General features: G+C 61.5%; 32 protein-coding genes. 31 read left to right on the forward strand and 1 reads right to left on the reverse strand.

Annotated elements, in window-relative coordinates; all coding sequences use genetic code 11:
* The 31 genes from Q368_RS0110570 to Q368_RS0110715 form a co-directional block, all read left to right on the forward strand.
* Window positions 1-328 (forward strand): EF-Tu C-terminal domain-related protein (locus Q368_RS0110570; protein ID WP_029459038.1); only part of this gene is annotated, 328 nt, incomplete at its 5' end.
* A 4-nt stretch (window positions 329-332) separates the two neighbouring features.
* Window positions 333-650, forward strand: coding sequence for a 30S ribosomal protein S10 (gene rpsJ, locus Q368_RS0110575; protein ID WP_029459039.1), 318 nt, complete (start codon window positions 333-335; stop codon window positions 648-650).
* 12 nt (window positions 651-662) lie between these two features.
* Window positions 663-1,295 carry a 50S ribosomal protein L3 gene (gene rplC / locus Q368_RS0110580; protein ID WP_029459040.1) on the forward strand — a complete coding sequence of 211 codons (633 nt, stop codon included), beginning with the start codon at window positions 663-665 and terminating at the stop codon, window positions 1,293-1,295.
* Between the two features lie 11 nt (window positions 1,296-1,306).
* On the forward strand, window positions 1,307-1,939 hold the full coding sequence (gene rplD, locus Q368_RS0110585) for a 50S ribosomal protein L4 (protein ID WP_029459041.1): 633 nt from the start codon (window positions 1,307-1,309) through the stop codon (window positions 1,937-1,939).
* On the forward strand, window positions 1,926-2,216 hold the full coding sequence (gene rplW, locus Q368_RS0110590) for a 50S ribosomal protein L23 (RefSeq protein ID WP_029459042.1): 291 nt from the start codon (window positions 1,926-1,928) through the stop codon (window positions 2,214-2,216). The genes rplD and rplW overlap by 14 nt, the downstream gene beginning before the upstream one ends.
* A 2-nt stretch (window positions 2,217-2,218) precedes the next feature.
* A complete protein-coding gene (gene rplB / locus Q368_RS0110595; RefSeq protein ID WP_029459043.1) occupies window positions 2,219-3,049 on the forward strand; it encodes a 50S ribosomal protein L2 in 831 nt (276 codons plus the stop codon).
* A gap of 12 nt (window positions 3,050-3,061) precedes the next feature.
* Complete coding sequence (gene rpsS / locus Q368_RS0110600) at window positions 3,062-3,343, forward strand: 30S ribosomal protein S19 (RefSeq protein ID WP_029459044.1); 282 nt, start codon at window positions 3,062-3,064, stop codon at window positions 3,341-3,343.
* A 30-nt stretch (window positions 3,344-3,373) separates the two neighbouring features.
* Window positions 3,374-3,706, forward strand: a complete 333-nt coding sequence (rplV, locus tag Q368_RS0110605) for a 50S ribosomal protein L22 (RefSeq protein WP_029459045.1) — start codon at window positions 3,374-3,376, stop codon at window positions 3,704-3,706.
* 11 nt (window positions 3,707-3,717) lie between these two features.
* Window positions 3,718-4,359 (forward strand): 30S ribosomal protein S3, encoded by a 642-nt coding sequence (rpsC, locus tag Q368_RS0110610; RefSeq protein ID WP_029459046.1) that lies wholly within the window; start codon window positions 3,718-3,720, stop codon window positions 4,357-4,359.
* Entirely contained in the window at window positions 4,359-4,772 is a 414-nt protein-coding gene (gene rplP / locus Q368_RS0110615) for a 50S ribosomal protein L16 (RefSeq protein WP_029459047.1), read from the forward strand. The genes rpsC and rplP overlap by 1 nt, the downstream gene beginning before the upstream one ends.
* Before the next feature lie 2 nt (window positions 4,773-4,774).
* Window positions 4,775-4,969, forward strand: a complete 195-nt coding sequence (rpmC, locus tag Q368_RS0110620) for a 50S ribosomal protein L29 (RefSeq protein WP_029459048.1) — start codon at window positions 4,775-4,777, stop codon at window positions 4,967-4,969.
* A 12-nt stretch (window positions 4,970-4,981) separates the two neighbouring features.
* Window positions 4,982-5,242: a 30S ribosomal protein S17 gene (gene rpsQ, locus Q368_RS0110625; protein ID WP_029459049.1), complete on the forward strand. Its 261-nt coding sequence runs from the start codon at window positions 4,982-4,984 to the stop codon at window positions 5,240-5,242.
* A 10-nt stretch (window positions 5,243-5,252) separates the two neighbouring features.
* Window positions 5,253-5,621, forward strand: a complete 369-nt coding sequence (rplN, locus tag Q368_RS0110630) for a 50S ribosomal protein L14 (RefSeq protein ID WP_029459050.1) — start codon at window positions 5,253-5,255, stop codon at window positions 5,619-5,621.
* 28 nt (window positions 5,622-5,649) lie between these two features.
* Entirely contained in the window at window positions 5,650-5,973 is a 324-nt protein-coding gene (gene rplX / locus Q368_RS0110635; RefSeq protein ID WP_029459051.1) for a 50S ribosomal protein L24, read from the forward strand.
* Window positions 5,974-5,990: 17 nt separating this feature from the next.
* Window positions 5,991-6,530 carry a 50S ribosomal protein L5 gene (gene rplE, locus Q368_RS0110640; RefSeq protein ID WP_029459052.1) on the forward strand — a complete coding sequence of 180 codons (540 nt, stop codon included), beginning with the start codon at window positions 5,991-5,993 and terminating at the stop codon, window positions 6,528-6,530.
* An 11-nt stretch (window positions 6,531-6,541) separates the two neighbouring features.
* A complete protein-coding gene (locus tag Q368_RS24510; RefSeq protein WP_084158740.1) occupies window positions 6,542-6,727 on the forward strand; it encodes a type Z 30S ribosomal protein S14 in 186 nt (61 codons plus the stop codon).
* An 18-nt stretch (window positions 6,728-6,745) separates the two neighbouring features.
* Window positions 6,746-7,129 carry a 30S ribosomal protein S8 gene (gene rpsH, locus Q368_RS0110645; protein WP_029459053.1) on the forward strand — a complete coding sequence of 128 codons (384 nt, stop codon included), beginning with the start codon at window positions 6,746-6,748 and terminating at the stop codon, window positions 7,127-7,129.
* 25 nt (window positions 7,130-7,154) lie between these two features.
* Complete coding sequence (gene rplF / locus Q368_RS0110650) at window positions 7,155-7,694, forward strand: 50S ribosomal protein L6 (RefSeq protein ID WP_029459054.1); 540 nt, start codon at window positions 7,155-7,157, stop codon at window positions 7,692-7,694.
* A 9-nt stretch (window positions 7,695-7,703) separates the two neighbouring features.
* Window positions 7,704-8,063: a 50S ribosomal protein L18 gene (gene rplR, locus Q368_RS0110655; RefSeq protein WP_043785692.1), complete on the forward strand. Its 360-nt coding sequence runs from the start codon at window positions 7,704-7,706 to the stop codon at window positions 8,061-8,063.
* A 22-nt stretch (window positions 8,064-8,085) separates the two neighbouring features.
* Window positions 8,086-8,580: a 30S ribosomal protein S5 gene (gene rpsE, locus Q368_RS0110660; protein WP_029459056.1), complete on the forward strand. Its 495-nt coding sequence runs from the start codon at window positions 8,086-8,088 to the stop codon at window positions 8,578-8,580.
* A gap of 11 nt (window positions 8,581-8,591) precedes the next feature.
* Window positions 8,592-8,771: a 50S ribosomal protein L30 gene (gene rpmD / locus Q368_RS0110665; RefSeq protein WP_029459057.1), complete on the forward strand. Its 180-nt coding sequence runs from the start codon at window positions 8,592-8,594 to the stop codon at window positions 8,769-8,771.
* Window positions 8,768-9,247, forward strand: coding sequence for a 50S ribosomal protein L15 (rplO, locus tag Q368_RS0110670; protein WP_029459058.1), 480 nt, complete (start codon window positions 8,768-8,770; stop codon window positions 9,245-9,247). The genes rpmD and rplO overlap by 4 nt, the downstream gene beginning before the upstream one ends.
* A 12-nt stretch (window positions 9,248-9,259) precedes the next feature.
* A complete protein-coding gene (gene secY, locus Q368_RS0110675) occupies window positions 9,260-10,573 on the forward strand; it encodes a preprotein translocase subunit SecY (RefSeq protein ID WP_029459059.1) in 1,314 nt (437 codons plus the stop codon).
* Between the two features lie 3 nt (window positions 10,574-10,576).
* The gene (gene map / locus Q368_RS0110680; RefSeq protein ID WP_029459060.1) at window positions 10,577-11,344 is read left to right on the forward strand and encodes a type I methionyl aminopeptidase; all 768 of its coding nucleotides are present in this window, start codon (window positions 10,577-10,579) and stop codon (window positions 11,342-11,344) included.
* Window positions 11,345-11,402: 58 nt separating this feature from the next.
* A complete protein-coding gene (gene rpmJ / locus Q368_RS0110685) occupies window positions 11,403-11,516 on the forward strand; it encodes a 50S ribosomal protein L36 (protein ID WP_029459061.1) in 114 nt (37 codons plus the stop codon).
* 12 nt (window positions 11,517-11,528) lie between these two features.
* Window positions 11,529-11,900 carry a 30S ribosomal protein S13 gene (rpsM, locus tag Q368_RS0110690; RefSeq protein ID WP_029459062.1) on the forward strand — a complete coding sequence of 124 codons (372 nt, stop codon included), beginning with the start codon at window positions 11,529-11,531 and terminating at the stop codon, window positions 11,898-11,900.
* 73 nt (window positions 11,901-11,973) lie between these two features.
* Window positions 11,974-12,360: a 30S ribosomal protein S11 gene (gene rpsK / locus Q368_RS0110695; RefSeq protein WP_029459063.1), complete on the forward strand. Its 387-nt coding sequence runs from the start codon at window positions 11,974-11,976 to the stop codon at window positions 12,358-12,360.
* A 197-nt stretch (window positions 12,361-12,557) separates the two neighbouring features.
* Window positions 12,558-13,184 carry a 30S ribosomal protein S4 gene (gene rpsD, locus Q368_RS0110700; RefSeq protein WP_029459064.1) on the forward strand — a complete coding sequence of 209 codons (627 nt, stop codon included), beginning with the start codon at window positions 12,558-12,560 and terminating at the stop codon, window positions 13,182-13,184.
* A 32-nt stretch (window positions 13,185-13,216) separates the two neighbouring features.
* Complete coding sequence (locus Q368_RS0110705) at window positions 13,217-14,260, forward strand: DNA-directed RNA polymerase subunit alpha (RefSeq protein WP_029459065.1); 1,044 nt, start codon at window positions 13,217-13,219, stop codon at window positions 14,258-14,260.
* A complete protein-coding gene (gene rplQ, locus Q368_RS0110710; protein ID WP_029459066.1) occupies window positions 14,250-14,687 on the forward strand; it encodes a 50S ribosomal protein L17 in 438 nt (145 codons plus the stop codon). Before Q368_RS0110705 ends, rplQ begins: the two co-directional genes overlap by 11 nt.
* Window positions 14,688-14,771: 84 nt before the next feature.
* Window positions 14,772-15,665, forward strand: a complete 894-nt coding sequence (locus Q368_RS0110715) for a selenium metabolism-associated LysR family transcriptional regulator (protein ID WP_029459067.1) — start codon at window positions 14,772-14,774, stop codon at window positions 15,663-15,665.
* A 78-nt stretch (window positions 15,666-15,743) separates the two neighbouring features.
* On the opposite strand, the gene Q368_RS0110720 is transcribed toward Q368_RS0110715, so the two are convergent.
* Window positions 15,744-16,637 (reverse strand): flagellin N-terminal helical domain-containing protein, encoded by an 894-nt coding sequence (locus tag Q368_RS0110720; RefSeq protein WP_029459068.1) that lies wholly within the window; start codon window positions 16,635-16,637, stop codon window positions 15,744-15,746.
* Between the last annotated feature and the right edge of the window lie 150 nt (window positions 16,638-16,787).

Raw genomic sequence — 16,787 nt, forward strand, 5'->3', positions numbered from 1 at the left:
GGTCGAACGCGGCCAGGTTCTGGCCAAGCCGGGTTCCATCACGCCGCACCGCAAGTTCAAGGCCGAAGTGTACGTCCTGAACAAGGAAGAGGGCGGCCGTCACACGCCGTTCTTCACGGGCTACCGTCCCCAATTCTACTTCCGCACGACCGACATCACGGGCGTCGTCACCCTGAACGAGGGCGTCGAGATGGTCATGCCCGGCGACAATGCCACCTTCAACGTGGAACTGATCGCCCCCATCGCCATGGAAAAGGGCCTGCGCTTCGCCATCCGCGAAGGCGGCCGCACCGTCGGCGCCGGCGTCGTGTCGGAAATCGTGGAGTAATATCATGGTTTCCATGCAAAACGATCGCATTCGTATCAAACTCAAGGCTTACGACTACCGCATCCTGGACAAGGCCGTAGGCGAAATCGTGGACACCGCGCGCAACACCGGCGCGGGCGTGGCCGGGCCCATCCCGCTGCCCACGGACATCCACAAGGTTACGGTCAACCGCTCCGTTCACGTGGACAAGAAGTCCCGCGAACAGTTCGAGATGCGGGTTCACAAACGGCTTCTGGACATTATGGAGCCCACGCAGCAGACGGTGGACGCGCTCGGCAAGCTGAGCCTGCCCGCCGGCGTCGACGTGGAAATCAAGCTCTAAGGGAAGGTCGGCATGGCTGCCACGCTTGGAATTCTTGGCCGGAAACTGGGCATGACCCGGATTTTCGGCGACGACGGATCGATCATCCCGGTCACGGTTATCGAGGCCGGCCCCTGTCCCGTCACCCAGGTCAAGACCATGGAGAAGGACGGGTACAACGCCATGCAGCTCGGGTTCGACACGATCCCTGAGCGCAAGGTCAACAAGCCCGCCAAGGGCCACCTGGACAAGGCCGCCCGCGGCTACTTCCGGGTGCTGCGCGAAATCCGTCTGGACGGACCGTCTGCCTTCGAACAGGGCATGGACGTGACTGTGGACATCTTCGCCCCGGGCGAGACTGTCAAGGTCACTGGTACCTCCATAGGCAAGGGCTTCGCCGGCGTCATGAAGCGCTGGAACTTCTCGGGCCTTAAAAAGACCCACGGTACGGAAAAAGCCCACCGCTCAGGCGGTTCCATCGGTAACAACACCGAACCGGGCAAGGTCATGAAGGGCAAACGGATGGCCGGCCATATGGGCGCGCGCACCGTGACCGTCATGGGCATCGAAGTCGTCGACGTCCGCCCGGAACAGAACCTGATCCTGGTCAAGGGTCAGGTGCCCGGACCGCGCAACTGCGTGGTCATGGTGCGCAAGCAGGGGTAACGGGTATACCTATGGCAAACGTAAAACTCTATGACCAGGCCCGCCAGGAGATCGGCTCCGTCGATCTGGCGCCCGAGGTCTTTGAAGTCGAGGTCCAGCCCGAACTGCTGCACCTGGTGGTGCGGGCCCAGCTCGCCGCCAAGCGCGCCGGCACGCACAGCGTCAAGACCCGGGCCTATGTCAGCGGCGGCGGCAAGAAGCCGTGGCGCCAGAAAGGCACGGGCCGCGCCCGCGCCGGCTCCAACCGTTCGCCCATCTGGCGTGGCGGCGCCATCGTGCACGGGCCGCAGCCCCGCGACTATTCCTTCAAGGTTAATCGCAAGGTGCGCCAGCTGGCCCTGCGCATGGCCCTCTCGGCCAAGCTCGGGGACGCCTCGCTGGTCCTCGTGGACACCCTGTCCGTGCCGGAAGTCAAGACCAAGCACATGGTCAAGGTGACTTCTGATTTCGGACTGAAAAAAGCCTTGATTGTTCTGTCCGCTTCGGATAACAATCTCGAGCTTTCCGCCAGGAACATTCCCGGAATCAAAGTGGTCCGGGAAGACATGCTCAACGTGTATGACGTCCTGCGCCACGACCATTTGGTCATGGTCAAGGACGCGGCGCTTAAGGTCCAGGAGAGGCTCGGTCATGGAGTACGCTAACATACTGCTGCGGCCCCTGGTTTCCGAAAAGGCCACCATGCTGAAGGACGCCGCCAATCAGGTGGTTTTTTTCGTCCACCCCGAGGCGAACAAGATCGAGATCGCCAAGGCTGTGGAAAAGGCTTTTTCGGTAAAGGTCGCCGGCGTGCGCGTCGTGCGTCGCCGTCCCCTCGCCCGTTCGCGCATGGGCCGGGTGACCGGGCGCATCCCGGGCTACAAGAAAGCCTACGTGACCCTGGCTCAGGGTGATAAAATAGAGTTCTTCGAAGGGGTTTAGTCATGTCCATCCGCAAGCTCAAGCCCACGTCGGCCGGCCGCCGGTTCCAGACGGTCTCCACCTTCGAGGAGATCACCCGGACCGAGCCCGAGAAGTCCCTCGTTGAGGGTCTTCCCCGCGCCTCCGGCCGCAACTGCTACGGCCGGATCACCTCGCGGCGGCGGGGCGGCGGCAACAAGCGCCTGTATCGCATCATCGACTTCAAGCGCGACAAGTTCGACGTCCCGGCCAAGGTCTTCTCCGTGGAGTATGACCCCAACCGTAGCGCCCGTATTGCGCTTTTGCATTACGCCGATGGTGAGAAACGTTACATTCTGGCGCCGGTTGGCATTTCCGTCGGCGATACGGTCACCTCTGGCGACGCCGCAGACATCAAGCCCGGCAACGCCCTGGCGCTGAAAAAGATCCCGGTGGGCACGCTGTTGCACAACATCGAGCTCAACCCGGGCAAGGGCGGTCAGATTTGCCGCGCCGCCGGCACCTACGCCCAGCTCGTGGCCAAGGAAGGCAAGTACGCCCTGCTGCGCCTGCCCTCGGGTGAAGTGCGCAACATCCTGGCCAGCTGCCTGGCTACGATCGGCCAGGTCGGCAACGTGATGCACGAGAACATCTCCATCGGCAAAGCCGGCCGCAACCGCTGGCTCGGTAACCGCCCCAAGGTGCGCGGCGTGGCCATGAACCCCGTCGACCATCCGCTGGGCGGTGGCGAGGGCAAGAGCTCCGGCGGCCGCCATCCGGTCACCCCGTGGGGCAAGCCGACCAAGGGCTACAAGACCCGCAACAAGAAAAAGCCCTCGTCCAAGCTCATCGTCAAACGGCGCGGACAAAAGTAAGGGGAAACGCTTATGCCTCGTTCGCTGAAAAAAGGCCCGTTTGTCGACGGTCACCTGGAGAAGAAGATCGCCTACGCCGTGGAGAACAAGGACCGCCGGGTCATCAAGACGTGGTCGCGTCGGTCCATGATCCTGCCCGAAATGGTGGGACTCACCTTCGCCGTGCACAACGGCAAGAAGTTCATTCCGGTGTTCGTTTCCGAAAACATGGTCGGCCACAAGCTTGGCGAGTTCGCGCCCACGCGGACCTTCCACGGCCATGCCGCGGACAAGAAAAGCAAAGTGAAAAAGTAGCCGGGGATTGTTCCCGGTCGGGATAAAGCCATGGAAGCCAAAGCCAGAGCCAAATTCATCCGCGTGTCGCCGCAAAAGGCCCGCCTCGTCGCTGCCAACATCCTTGGCCGCCCTGTTGAGGAGGCCATGAACATACTGAAGTTCACGCCGAAAAAATCCGCCAAGCTCATCGGGAAGGTACTGCACTCTGCCGTGGCCAATGCGGAGCAGATTTCGGGCGTGGACATCGACAACCTCACGGTCAAGCAGGTGATCGTCAATCCTGGGCCGACCTGGAAGCGCATCATGACGCGCTCCATGGGCCGTGCTTTCAGGATTATCAAGCGCACGAGCCATATCACCGTGGTAGTGGCCGAGAACTAGGAGCGACACAAATGGGCCAGAAAGTACATCCCTACGGGTTCCGGCTCGGGTACAACAAGAATTGGCTGTCCCGCTGGTTTTCCAAAAAGGATTATCCCGCGTTTGTTTTCGAGGACAACAAGATTCGCAAGTTCGTCAAGAAGAGCCTGTACCACGCCGGGATTTCCAAAATCGAGATCGAACGCGCCGGCGGCAAGATCCGCCTGATCATCCACACCGCCCGGCCGGGCATCGTCATCGGTCGCAAGGGCACGGAGATCGAAAAGGTGCGCGGCGATCTCAAACAGCGCTTCGGCCGCGAATTCACGGTCGAGGTCAACGAGATTCGGCGTCCCGAGATCGATTCCCAGCTGGTGGCCGAGAACATCGCCCTGCAGTTGGAGCGCCGCGTGGCCTTCCGCCGGGCCATGAAGCGTACGGTCGGCCTGTCCCGCAAGTTCGGGGCCGAGGGCATCAAGGTCTCCTGCGCCGGCCGCTTGGCCGGGGCGGAAATCGCCCGCTCCGAATGGTACCGCGACGGCCGCGTGCCGCTGCAGACCCTGCGTGCCGACATCGATTACGGCTACGCCATTGCCAAGACCACTTACGGGGTCATCGGCGTGAAGGTCTGGATTTTCAAAGGCGAGATTCTGGATCATGAGGTGGAAGCGTAATGTTGGCTCCCAAGAAAACCAAGTTCCGCAAGATGCAGAAGGGTCGCTTGCGCGGCCCGGCCACCAGGGGTGCCTCCATCGATTTCGGTGAAGTGGGCATCAAGGCCATGGAGCATGGCAAGCTGTCCAGCCAGCAGATCGAGGCCGCCCGTGTCGCCATTATGCGTCACATCAAACGCGGCGGCAAAGTCTGGATTCGCATCTTCCCGGACCGCGTCAAGACGGAAAAGCCCGCCGAAGTCCGTCAAGGCAAAGGCAAGGGCGCGCCCGTCGGCTGGTTTGCCGCCGTCAAGCCTGGCCGCGTGCTGTACGAGATCAAGGGCGTCGATATGGAGACGGCCAAGGAAGCGCTGACCCGCGCCATGCATAAGCTGCCCATCAAGACCAAGATCGTGGCCAAGGAGGGCATCTAGTCATGAAGAACGCCGAACTGCGCGATCTCGATGCCGAGGGCCTGGCCAAGAAGCTTGGCGAGTCCCGTGAGGAACTCTTCAAGCTGCGTTTCCAGCACGCCACGGCGCAGCTGGAAAAAACCCACCGTCTGCGCGAGGTCCGCAAGAACATCGCGCGCATCCTGACGGTGCAAAATGAAAAGAAGCGCCAAGCCTAATCGGGGTTCGCCATGGAAGAACATAAGAGCAATCGCCGGCAGTTGACCGGCGTGGTGGTGTCCGACAAGGCCGACAAGACCATCGTGGTCATGGTCGAGACACTGGTCCAGCACCCGCTGTACAAGAAGTACATTCGTCGCCGCAAAAAGTTCATGGCTCACGATCCGAACAACGACTGCGGGATTGGCGATACGGTGAGCATCATCGAGCACCGTCCGCTGTCCGCCCGCAAGCGCTGGGCCCTCGTGAAAATCATGGAAAAAGCGGTCTAGGAGCGTCGTCATGATCCAGGTTGAAACCCAGCTCGACGTGGCGGACAATTCCGGCGCGAAGAAAGTCAGCTGCATCAAGGTGCTCGGCGGTTCCCGTCGCCGCTACGCTTCGGTCGGCGACATCATCGTCGTGTCCGTCAAGGACGCCCTGCCCAATTCCAAGGTGAAGAAGGGCGCGGTGATGAAGGCCGTCGTCGTGCGTACGAAAAAGGAAGTGGGACGGCCTGACGGGTCCTACATCAAGTTCGACTCCAATTCGGCCGTGCTGCTTTCCGCGCAGCTCGAACCCGTGGGCACCCGCATCTTCGGCCCCGTGGCCCGTGAGCTGCGTCAGAAAAACTTCATGAAGATCGTGTCCCTGGCCCCCGAGGTCCTGTAGGACGCACGGCAGCGACATCGAGGAACCCATGAAAACGTATCGCATCCGCAAGAACGACAAGGTGATGGTCACCGCTGGCAAGGACAAGGGCAAGGTGGGCAAGGTGCTCAAGATCCTGCCCAAGAAGAACGCCGTGCTGGTGGAAAAGGTGAACATGGTCAAGCGCCACACCAAGGCCAATCCCTACGCCAAGGTTCCCGGGGGCATCGTCGAGAAGGAAGCGCCGTTGGACATCTCCAACGTCTCGCTACTGTGCGACGCCTGCGCCAAGCCGACCAAGATCGGCTACAAGGAAACCGTCGACGGCAAGAAGGTGCGCTTCTGCAAGAAGTGCAACCACGAAATCGCGTGAGGAGAAAAGGAAACGGTATGACCCGCCTGGAAAAAATTTATGCCGAGAAGGTAGCCCCGGAACTGAAGAAGGCGTTCGGGTACACCTCCAGCATGCAAATCCCGCGGCTTTCCTTCATTTCGCTCAACATGGGCTTGGGCGAAGCGAGCAACAATAACAAGCTCATCGAGGAAGCCGTAGTCGAGCTGACCGCCATCTCCGGACAGAAGGCCGTGGTGACACGCGCCCGCAAGTCCATTGCAGCGTTCAAGCTCCGGGAAGGCATGCCGGTGGGTTGCCGTGTCACGCTGCGCCGGGATCGGATGTGGGACTTCCTCGACAAACTGATTAATTTCGCCCTCCCTCGGGTTCGCGATTTTCGCGGCGTGCCTGATCGCGGGTTCGACGGCCGCGGCAATTTCACCCTCGGCGTCCGGGAGCATACGATCTTCCCGGAAATAAACGTGGATCGCGTCGAACACGTCAAGGGCATGAACGTCACCATCGTCACCACGGCATGCGCCGACAAGGAGGGAAAGATGTTTCTCGACCTTCTCGGCATGCCGTTTAAAAAGTAAGGAGAACGGTCGTGGCCCGCAAATCGTTGATGGTGAAAGCCAGCCGCAAGCCGAAGTTTTCCACCAGAGCCTATAACCGCTGTCCTATCTGCGGTCGTCCCAGGGCGTTTTTGCGCAAATTCGGCGTGTGCCGTATTTGCTTCCGTAACATGTCGCTGACCGGTGAAATGCCCGGCGTGCGCAAGTCGAGCTGGTAGCCGAAGGAGAAGGTACCCATGTCGGTAACCGACCCCATTTCCGATATGCTGACCCGCATTCGCAACGCCCACCGGGCCCTGCACGCGGATCTGATTGTCCCGACCTCGAAACTGAAGGCTTCCATCGCCGCCATTTTGAAGGAAGAAGGCTATATCGCCGACTTTTCCGTGGCCGAAGCCTCCCTGTCCATCAACCTCAAGTATAACGGCGGCAAGCCGCTCATTGCTGGACTGAAGCGGGTGAGCAAGCCCGGCCGGCGCGTGTACGTCGGGGCGGGTGGGATTCCCAAGGTCCAAAACGGCCTGGGCATCAGCATCCTGTCCACCTCTCGGGGCATCCTCGAAGGCGGCAAGGCCCGGGAACTCGGCGTTGGCGGCGAGCTCCTGTGCGAAATCTGGTAAGACGACACGTCGCGGAGAAGATGTCATGTCCAGGATAGGCAAACGCGAAATCGAGCTTCCCTCCGGCGTGTCCGTCGAGGTGGCTCCCGAGGCGGTGACGGTCAAGGGTCCCAAGGGCCAGCTGTCCACCCCCACACATCCCAAGGTCGCCTATGCGATCGAGGACGGCAAGGTCGCTGTGACCCGCGTGGACGACACGCGCATGGCCCGGGCCCAACACGGCCTGCGCCGCACCCTCCTGGCCAACTTGGTCGAGGGCGTGAGCAAGGGCTTCAGCAAGACCCTTGAAGTCATCGGCGTCGGCTATAAGGTGTCCGCTTCCGCGGATACCGTGACCCTGGCTGTCGGCTACTCGCACCCGGTGGACTTCAAGCTGCCGACCGGCATCGAGGCCAAGGTCGAAGGCAACAAACTGACGCTCGCGGGCATCGACAAGGTGCTGCTCGGCGAAACCGCCGCCCGCATCCGCCGCGTGCGTCCGCCCGAGCCCTTCAAGGGCAAGGGCATCAAGTACGAAAACGAAACCATTCGTCGCAAGGCCGGTAAGTCCGGCGGCAAGAAATAGGACCGCACCATGAAGATGACCAAGACCCTGGCGCGCGCGCGCCGGAAAGTCCGCATCCGCAAGAAGCTGGCCGGCACCGCCGAGCGTCCCCGGCTGGTCGTGTTCCGGTCCAACCGGCACATCTACGCCCAGGTCATCGACGACCTCACCGGCCAGACCCTGGTGTCGTCGTCCAGCCTGACCCTGGGCAAGGGCGGCGAGGCCATGAAGGCCGACAAGGAAGCCGCCGAGAAGGTGGGCAAGGACTTGGCCCAAAAGGCCCTGGAACGCAATATCGAAGCCGTTGTTTTCGACCGTAACGGCTACATCTATCACGGCCGGATCAAAGCCCTGGCCGACGGAGCGCGGGATGGCGGCCTCAAATTCTAATAAGCGCGGCAAGGAAGACGGCATGGACCAGCAGACCGACCTCGGTCAGATCGAAAAGATCGTGTACCTCAACCGCGTGGCCAAAGTCGTCAAGGGCGGCCGTCGGTTCAGCTTCAGCGCCCTGGTCGTCGTCGGAGACGGCAAGGGTTCTGTGGGCTACGGCCTGGGCAAGGCCAACGAGGTTCCCGAGGCCATTCGCAAGGCCACGGAGCAGGCGCGCAAGGGGATGATCAGCATTCCCCTGCTCGACGGCACCCTGCCTTACGAAGTCCTTGGTCACTTCGGCGCCGGCCGCGTCATGCTCAAGCCCGCTTCCAAGGGGACCGGCATCATCGCCGGCGGCCCGGTGCGCGCGATCATGGAGGCCTGCGGCGTCCATGATATCCTGACCAAGGCCATCGGCACCAACAATCCGCACAACGTCCTGCGCGCCACCATGGAAGGCCTGGCGTCGCTGCGCCACGCCGACACCGTCGGTGCCATGCGCGGCAAGGCCCTGGCCACCCCGCGCAAATAAGGAATACAGCCATGGCAACCATTACCGTGACCCTGGCCAAAAGCCGTTTCGGCAACACGCCCAAGCAGCGCGCCACCCTGGCCGCTCTGGGACTCAAGAAAATCCGTCAGGCGCGTACCCTCGAAAAGACCGACTCCGTTGTCGGCATGATCGCGAAGGTCAAGCACCTGGTTGAGGTGACCGAGTCATGAAGCTGCACGAGCTCTATCCCTTCCCCGAAGAGCGCCAGAACCGCAAGCGCATCGGCCGCGGTCGCGCCACCGGTCAGGGCTGCACCGCCGGCAAGGGCAACAAGGGCCAGAACGCCCGTGCGGGCGTGTCCGAGCGCCCCTGGTTCGAGGGCGGCCAGATGCCTCTGGCCCGCCGCTTGCCCAAACGCGGATTCAAGAACTACAAGTTCAAGGTGGTCTACCAGCCCCTGAACCTCGACCGGCTGCTGGCCGCGTTCGAGGGCAAGGACGCCATTAGCCTGGAAGACATCTATGCCCGCGGCCTGGCCCAGACCGGGGCGCTGGTGAAGATTCTGAGCCAGGGTGAGATTTCCGCCGCCGTCACCGTCGAAGCACACCGCTTCAGCGCCAAGGCCGCGGAAAAGATCACTGCTGCCGGTGGCAAGGCCGTGACCCTCGGGGTCGAGGCCGCTGACGCCGAAACTCCTACCGAATAAACGGAAGTTGCCGTGGCCCTTACCGGAGTCGAGAATCTGGCCCGTCTGCCGGAGCTCAAGAAGAAGCTCCTTTGGACCTTCGTTTTGGTGGCCGTCTACCGCATCGGTGTGCACGTTCCCGTGCCCGGCGTGGATTCGGCCGCCTTGGCGGATTTCTTTGAAAGCGCCAAAAATACGCTGTTCGGTCTGTTCGACATGTTTTCCGGCGGAGGGCTGCGCAACCTTTCCATCTTCGCCCTGGGGATCATGCCTTACATTTCCGCCTCCATCATCATCCAGCTGCTGACCGTGGTCAGCCCGGAGCTGGCCAAGATGCAGAAGGAGGACGGAGCGGCCGGGCGCAAGAAGATAACGCAATACACCCGTTACGGCACGGTGCTCATCACCATCATCCAGGGTTTCGGCATCGCCGTGGGCCTGGAGAGCATGGCCAGCCCTACGGGCGCTCCCGTAGTGCTCGCCGCCGGTTGGAGTTTCAGGCTGATGACGATCTTGACTCTGACCGCGGGCACCGTCTTTTTGATGTGGCTCGGCGAACAGATGACGGAAAAGGGCATCGGCAACGGTATCTCCATGATCATCTACGCCGGCATCGTGGCCGGGCTGCCTCGCGCGGTGCTGTCCACCCTGGACCTGCTCAAGGCGGGCGAGCTTTCGCTGTTCGTCCTGGTCCTCATCGTGGCGCTCATGGTCGCGGTGCTTGCGGCCATCGTCTTCATGGAGCGCGGGCAACGACGCATCCCTATCCAGTACGCCAAGCGCATGGTGGGGCGGAAGATGTACGGCGGCCAGACCACGCACCTGCCGCTGCGCGTGAACACGGCTGGCGTCATTCCACCGATCTTTGCCTCCTCGATCCTGTTGTTCCCGGCCACGCTCGGCGAATTTTCGAGCGTGCCCCTGCTCAAACAGATCGCGGCGTTTTTCAGCCCGCAGACGGTCACTTACAACGTGATCTTCGTGACGCTGATCGTATTCTTCTGTTATTTCTATACGGCCATCATCTTCGATCCGGCCGATATTGCGGAGAACATCCGCAAGCAGGGCGGCTTCATCCCCGGCATCCGCCCCGGCGCCAAAACCAAGGAGTACATCGACAAGGTTCTGGCCCGCATCACACTCTGGGGTTCCATGTATATCTCGGTCGTCTGTGTCCTGCCCATGGTCATGATCCAACAGTTCAACGTGCCCTTTTATTTCGGTGGCACCTCGCTTCTGATCGTGGTCGGCGTGGCCATGGACTTTATGTCGCAAATTGAGTCGTATCTTATCTCCCGCCAGTATGAAGGTCTCATGCAGAAGGGGAGACTCAAGGGCAGGCAGTAGAAATTGAAAAAGGTCAGGGGAATCTTCCTCAAAAACGACCTTGAAATCGCGGCCATGCGCAAGGCATGCCGCATCGTGGCCGTCATCCTGAACGATCTGCGCGAGGCGGTGAAGCCTGGCGTCAAGACCATGCTCTTTGAGGAAATCTCGCGCAAACGCTGCGACGATTTCAAGGTGAAGCCGGCGTTTCTGGGCATGTACGGGTTTCCGTATGCGCTGTGCTGCTCGGTCAACGAGGAAGTGGTGCACGGCTTTCCCTCGGACCGCGTACTGGTCGAGGGCGACATCGTGAGTTTCGACTTCGGCGTGGTCTACGACGGCTTCTACGGCGATTCCGCGACTACGGTCCCGGTGGGGCCAGTGGCGGCGGAAACGGCGAAACTGCTCGAGGTCACACGGGAATCCCTGGCTACAGGAATCGAACAGGCGGTTTCCGGCAACGACCTCTATGACATTTCGCGAGCCGTGCAAAAATATGTTGAAGGCCAGGGGCTAAGTGTTGTAAGACGGTTTGTTGGTCACGGCATCGGGCGAAAGCTCCATGAAAAGCCCGAAATCCCGAATTTCGAGCCAAAGGGAGCGCCGCGCGTCCCGCTTCAGCCCGGAATGGTGTTGGCCATCGAACCCATGGTGACGGCCGGCGGACCCGATGTCGAAGTCCTTTCGGACAACTGGACCGCCGTGACCAAGGACCGCAGCCTGTCCGCCCATTTCGAGCATACGGTGGCTGTGACCAAAAACGGTCCTCGGATTTTAAGCCTGCCCGATTGATGCGACCGATACCGCACGCGGCATCGGTTGTTTTCGTCGCCAGGAGACGGAGAGCGTCATGAAAGTGAAACCTTCTGTGAAAAAACTTTGTCCCAAGTGCAAAATCATCCGTCGCCACGGCATCGTGCGGGTGATCTGCGAGAACCCCCGGCACAAGCAACGCCAGGGATAACGGAGGAACGTCGTGGCCAGAATCGCGGGAGTCGACCTGCCCAAAAACAAACGGATGGATATCGCCCTGACCTATATTTTCGGTATCGGTCGGACGACGGCGCTTCACATTCTCGAGGCGACGGGTGTGGACTGGACGAAGAATTCCGACACCCTCACCCCCGAAGAAACCAACACCATCCGCAAGGAAATCGAGGCCAATCACAAGGTCGAAGGCGATTTGCGGCGTGATGTGACCGCCAATATCAAGCGCCTCATGGACATCGGCTGCTATCGCGGCCTGCGCCACCGCCGGGGGCTGCCCTGTCGCGGCCAGCGCACCCACACCAATTCGCGTACCCGCAAGGGCCCGCGCCGTGGTGTGATGGCCAAGAAGAAGAAATAACGTCTGTTTTTTTGCGACAGGCAACCGGCACCAAACGGTAAATCGACCCGAAAGGGCTTTGTGGAGACACGTGATGGCGAAACCGCGCCGCACCGGCAAGAAAGAACGCAAGAACATTCCCGTAGGCGTGGCCCATATCCAGGCCTCGTTTAACAATACCATCGTGACCTTCACGGACCAGAAGGGCAATGTGGTCAGCTGGGCCACCTCCGGCGGCGCGGGTTTCAAGGGCTCTCGCAAGTCCACCCCCTTCGCCGCCCAGGTCGCGGCGGAGAACGCCGCCCGCAAGGCCCAGGAAAACGGCATGCGCACTGTCGGCATCCTGGTCAAGGGCCCCGGCTCCGGTCGCGAGGCCGCCATGCGCGCCATCCACAACGCGGGGTTCAAGGTCAGCTTCATCCGTGACATCACCCCCATCCCCCACAACGGCTGCCGTCCTCCGAAACGGCGCCGCGTCTGATCGGGCGGGAGTTTTTCGCCGGCGGCGCCTGCCGCCGGCCCTTGGTATACACTGTTCCAGGCCCGCCGTCGGGCCTGGATTGACTTTCGGTTCGCCGCGGGGGCGCGCATCGCCCGACAGGACGAAACGGACACCATGCGGGACGCGTTGCGCTGGCGCAAAACGCCCACGGCCCGCGGCACTCAGGAGGAACGACCTTGGCACGTTACACAGAAGCGAAATGCCGGATTTGCCGCCGGGAAGGGGCCAAGCTGTTTTTGAAGGGCGACCGTTGCTACACGGACAAATGCGCCTACGAACGCCGTCCCTACGCTCCCGGCCAGCACGGCCGCATCCGCAAAAAGATGAGCGATTACGCCATCCAGCTGCGTGAAAAACAGAAGACCCGCCGCATGTACGGCATCCTGGAAGGGCAGTTCCGCGCCTACTTCCATCGCGCCGACATGAAGACCGGCGTCACCGGTGAAAACCTGCTCTCCTTTCTCGAACGCCGCATGGACAACGTCATCTACCGCCTCGGGTTCGCCAATTCGCGCAACCAGGCTCGCCAGCTCGTGCGGCACGGCATCTTCACCCTTAACGGCCACCGCGTGACCATCCCCTCCATGCAGGTCAAGGTCGGGGATGTCATCGAAGTTCGTGAGCGCAACCGCCAGTCCCCCATCATCCTCGAAGCCCAACAGGTCATCGCGCGGCGCGGCTGCCCCGCCTGGCTCGAGGTCGACGGCGAAAAGCTCAAGGGCAAGGTCAACGCCCTGCCTACCCGCGAGGACGTGCAGTTCCCGATCAACGAGCAGCTCATCGTCGAGCTCTACTCCAAGTAATCGGCAAAGTACGCTTTGCATAAGGGGACGCCATGTTGATTCGCAACGGCCAAAGGCTCATCAACTCCCGCAACTGGACCGAACTGGTCAAGCCGGAAAAGCTCGAACGCGACGCCGTCTCGACCGATACCGTCGGCCGGTTCGTGTGCGAGCCCCTGGAGCGCGGATTCGGCACGACGCTCGGCAACGCTTTGCGCCGGACCCTGCTGTCCTCCCTGCAGGGCGCGGCCATCGTCGCCGCCCGCATCGAGGGCGTGCAGCACGAGTTCTCGACCATTCCGGGGGTCATCGAGGATGTGACCGAAATCATCCTCAACCTCAAGCAGGTCCGCTTCGCCATGACCACCGAGGACCCGCAACGCCTCACTCTTGTGGCCAACCAGAAGGGCGAGGTGTTTGCCGGCGCCATCCAGGGCAACCAGAACGTCACCGTCTTAAGCGATGATGTCCTGATCGCCACCCTGTCCGACGACAGGGAACTGCGCATGGAGCTCGAGGTCCGCATGGGCAAGGGCTACGTCACCGCCGACATGCACGAGGGCCTGGACGCCGAAATCGGGTTGATCCTCCTGGATTCCAGTTTCTCGCCGGTCAAGAAAGTGGCCTACGCCATCGAACAGGCCCGCGTCGGCCAGATGACCAACTACGACAAGCTCGTCCTCGAAGTCGCCACCGACGGTTCCTTGAGCCCCGAGGACGCCATCTCCTATAGCGCCAAGATCCTCAAGGACCAACTGACGGTCTTCATCAATTTCGATGAGAAGGAATCCGAGGCCGACAAGGCGCGCCGCCGTGACGATATCGAGCTCAATCCGAGCCTTTTCAAGAGCATCGACGAGCTTGAACTCTCCGTGCGCGCCACCAACTGCCTCAAGTCCGCCAATATCCAGACCGTTGGCGAACTGATGCAGAAAACCGAAAACGAGATGCTCAAGACCAAAAACTTCGGCAAGAAATCCCTCGAGGAGATCCGCCGGGTGTTGGAGGATATGGGCCTCGAGTTCGGCATGCGCATCGAGAACTTCGAACAAAAATACCAGGAATGGCTGAAGAGGAAGCAGGCCGATGAGACATAAGAAATCCGGACGCAAGTTTGGCAGAAACGCCTCCCATCGGAAGGCGATGCTGCGCAATATGGCGCGCTCGCTTTTCATCCACGAGCGCATCCGCACCACCGAACACAAGGCCAAAGAGCTGCGCGGCGTCGTCGAGCACCTCGTGACCCTGGCTCAGACCGACAGCGTCCATGCCCGTCGCTTGGTCTACAAGGTCCTCGAGAACCATCAGCTGGTGGCGCGCCTGTTCGATGAGATCGCCCCCCGCTTCAAGGGCCAACCCGGCGGCTACACCCGGGTCGTCAAGATGGGCCTGCCCCGCGCCGGTGACTGCGCTGCCATGGCGGTCATCGAGCTGACCAGGCAGGCCGGGGAAGAAGCACCCAAGGAGGCCGCAGCCTCTGCTCCGGCCGAAACCCCGGCGACGCCCGAAGCGCCGCAGGAATAGTTTGTTTATTCAGAGCGGAACCTTCGGGTTCCGCTCTTTTTTTGTTCTGTTGTATAGGTTTTGTCTATGGAGTAGATTTTTGCTATGGATATTAGGCGGCTTCAGGCCTTTGCCAAGGTCTACGACCTGCGCAGCTTTTCCAAGGCTGGTGAAGAGATGCTGCTGTCCCAGCCGACCATCAGCGCCCATGTCATGGCCCTGGAAGAGGAACTCGACACCCAGCTTTTCGACCGTCTGGGACGCACCATCCTGCCGACCCAGGCCGGCAACGTCCTTTACCGCTACTGTAGCGCCATTTTCAGCCAACTCGACCACGCCAGGGCGGATATTCTGGCCCTGTCCAAAAGGGTGGCCGGCGAACTGATCATCGGCGGCAGCACCATCCCCGCGCAGTACATCATTCCCAGGCTCATCGCCCGTTTTCTCGGCAACTATCCCGAAGTGCGCATCGAAGTGCGCGGCGGTGACACCTCCGAGATCATTGCCATGGTCGCGGCAGGGACCGCTCACGTGGGCATTGTCGGCGCGCCCGCGTCCCAGGCCGAACTCGTCTCCAAACCCATTCTCCAGGACGAGTTGGTGCTCATCGCGCCCGCAGCCTTGGCAGTGGCCCGTGCAAAAACAGGGGACCTCAAAGCCAGGCTCCTCGGCGTTCCCTGGGTCATGCGCGAACCGGGATCTGGCACGCAGCTGGCCCTTGAACAGGCCCTGACCCAGGCTGGCATAGATATGCACGAACTGCGCGTCGTGCTGCAAGTGCATTCGTCCGTGGCCATTCTCGAATGCGTGGAGGCCGGCCTCGGCGTGGCCGCCATCTCGCGCATGGCCGCGGCCAACTACCTGGAGCGCGGCGGCATCGCCCTCCTGCCGTCCGAGGGACTCGCCATGCGGCGTGATTTTTTTGTGATCCAGCATGGCCGGCGCTACATGTTCCCGGCCCAGCGCCTGTTCCTGCGCGCCTGCGGCAACGGGCTTTGATGCTGCTGCGATCCCCTGCATGAAAAAGGGCCGCCCGGATTCCCGGGCGGCCCTTTGCTTGTGGGCTGCGTTCGCTTATTAACCGCCGATGAGCTGCATGGCCATCTTCGGCAGGGAGTTGGCCTGGGAGAGCATGGCCACCGCAGACTGGGTGAGGATCTGTTCCCGCACGAACTGGGTCATTTCCGTGGCCACGTCCACGTCCGAGATCTGCGATTCCGCGGCCTGGAGGTTTTCGGCCTGGATCTGCAGGTTGGAGATGGTGTTCTCCAGGCGGTTCTGCAGGGCGCCCAGGTTAGCGCGGATCTTGTCCTTGGACACGATGGCCGTCTTGATGGCGTCCAGGGCTTCCTGGGCCTGCTGCTGCGTGGAGATGCTGCGGCCCTTCGACGTGGAAGCCGCGCCGATGCCCACGCCCAGGGCCGAAGCCGTGGAGGTGCCGATCTGCACGTAGTAGTAGTCTTCCGCGCTGGCGTTGCCGGAACCGAAATGCACCTTGAGCTTGCCGGTGGCATTGATGCCGGAACCGTTGTGGGTCGCGCCGGACAGGTTGCCGTTGAGCAGGTAGATGCCGTTGAAATCCGTGGCGTTGGCGATTCGGGTGATTTCCGAGGCCATGGCCTGGTATTCCGAATCGATGATGAGGCGCTGGTCCGAGGTGTAGGTGCCGGTGGCGGCCTGTTCGGCCAGTTCCTTCATGCGGATGAGCTTTTCGTCCACGACCTGGAGCGCGCCGTCCGCCGTCTGGATCATGGAGATGGCGTCGTTGGCGTTGCGCACGCCCTGGTTGATGGCCGAGATGTCGGAGCGCATGAGTTCGCGAATCGCCAAGCCGGCGGCGTCGTCGGCGGCGGTATTGATGCGCAGACCCGAAGACAAACGCTTGGTCGAGGTGGCAAGGGCGCTGTAGGAATTGGACAGGTTCCTAGAAGCGTTCATGGCCATCATGTTGTGGTTGATAACGAGCGACATGGCTTTTCCTCCTTGAAAAGTTTGTGCATCCAGCTAGTTGCCCATGAAGGCGAGGAGCTCGCCGGCGGCATGGGGTAAGTCGTTGGTGCTGCTTGCGCGATGCGCTGGCTTGCTCCTTGGCAGTGACATTGTTGCAATACTCCGGTGCCT

Origin of the sequence: Solidesulfovibrio alcoholivorans DSM 5433 (genome assembly GCF_000702665.1) — a bacterium.
GTDB classification, from domain to species: domain Bacteria; phylum Desulfobacterota; class Desulfovibrionia; order Desulfovibrionales; family Desulfovibrionaceae; genus Solidesulfovibrio; species Solidesulfovibrio alcoholivorans.

Coding starts and splice junctions, on each gene's coding strand:
- rpsJ (WP_029459039.1), top strand. CDS start 333: ATGGTTTCCATGCAAAACGATCGCATTCGTATCAAACTCAAGGCTTAC.
- rplC (WP_029459040.1), top strand. CDS start 663: ATGGCTGCCACGCTTGGAATTCTTGGCCGGAAACTGGGCATGACCCGG.
- rplD (WP_029459041.1), top strand. CDS start 1,307: ATGGCAAACGTAAAACTCTATGACCAGGCCCGCCAGGAGATCGGCTCC.
- rplW (WP_029459042.1), top strand. CDS start 1,926: ATGGAGTACGCTAACATACTGCTGCGGCCCCTGGTTTCCGAAAAGGCC.
- rplB (WP_029459043.1), top strand. CDS start 2,219: ATGTCCATCCGCAAGCTCAAGCCCACGTCGGCCGGCCGCCGGTTCCAG.
- rpsS (WP_029459044.1), top strand. CDS start 3,062: ATGCCTCGTTCGCTGAAAAAAGGCCCGTTTGTCGACGGTCACCTGGAG.
- rplV (WP_029459045.1), top strand. CDS start 3,374: ATGGAAGCCAAAGCCAGAGCCAAATTCATCCGCGTGTCGCCGCAAAAG.
- rpsC (WP_029459046.1), top strand. CDS start 3,718: ATGGGCCAGAAAGTACATCCCTACGGGTTCCGGCTCGGGTACAACAAG.
- rplP (WP_029459047.1), top strand. CDS start 4,359: ATGTTGGCTCCCAAGAAAACCAAGTTCCGCAAGATGCAGAAGGGTCGC.
- rpmC (WP_029459048.1), top strand. CDS start 4,775: ATGAAGAACGCCGAACTGCGCGATCTCGATGCCGAGGGCCTGGCCAAG.
- rpsQ (WP_029459049.1), top strand. CDS start 4,982: ATGGAAGAACATAAGAGCAATCGCCGGCAGTTGACCGGCGTGGTGGTG.
- rplN (WP_029459050.1), top strand. CDS start 5,253: ATGATCCAGGTTGAAACCCAGCTCGACGTGGCGGACAATTCCGGCGCG.
- rplX (WP_029459051.1), top strand. CDS start 5,650: ATGAAAACGTATCGCATCCGCAAGAACGACAAGGTGATGGTCACCGCT.
- rplE (WP_029459052.1), top strand. CDS start 5,991: ATGACCCGCCTGGAAAAAATTTATGCCGAGAAGGTAGCCCCGGAACTG.
- rpsH (WP_029459053.1), top strand. CDS start 6,746: ATGTCGGTAACCGACCCCATTTCCGATATGCTGACCCGCATTCGCAAC.
- rplF (WP_029459054.1), top strand. CDS start 7,155: ATGTCCAGGATAGGCAAACGCGAAATCGAGCTTCCCTCCGGCGTGTCC.
- rplR (WP_043785692.1), top strand. CDS start 7,704: ATGAAGATGACCAAGACCCTGGCGCGCGCGCGCCGGAAAGTCCGCATC.
- rpsE (WP_029459056.1), top strand. CDS start 8,086: ATGGACCAGCAGACCGACCTCGGTCAGATCGAAAAGATCGTGTACCTC.
- rpmD (WP_029459057.1), top strand. CDS start 8,592: ATGGCAACCATTACCGTGACCCTGGCCAAAAGCCGTTTCGGCAACACG.
- rplO (WP_029459058.1), top strand. CDS start 8,768: ATGAAGCTGCACGAGCTCTATCCCTTCCCCGAAGAGCGCCAGAACCGC.
- rpmJ (WP_029459061.1), top strand. CDS start 11,403: ATGAAAGTGAAACCTTCTGTGAAAAAACTTTGTCCCAAGTGCAAAATC.
- rpsK (WP_029459063.1), top strand. CDS start 11,974: ATGGCGAAACCGCGCCGCACCGGCAAGAAAGAACGCAAGAACATTCCC.
- Q368_RS0110705 (WP_029459065.1), top strand. CDS start 13,217: ATGTTGATTCGCAACGGCCAAAGGCTCATCAACTCCCGCAACTGGACC.
- rplQ (WP_029459066.1), top strand. CDS start 14,250: ATGAGACATAAGAAATCCGGACGCAAGTTTGGCAGAAACGCCTCCCAT.
- Q368_RS0110715 (WP_029459067.1), top strand. CDS start 14,772: ATGGATATTAGGCGGCTTCAGGCCTTTGCCAAGGTCTACGACCTGCGC.
- Q368_RS0110720 (WP_029459068.1), bottom strand. CDS start 16,637: ATGTCGCTCGTTATCAACCACAACATGATGGCCATGAACGCTTCTAGG.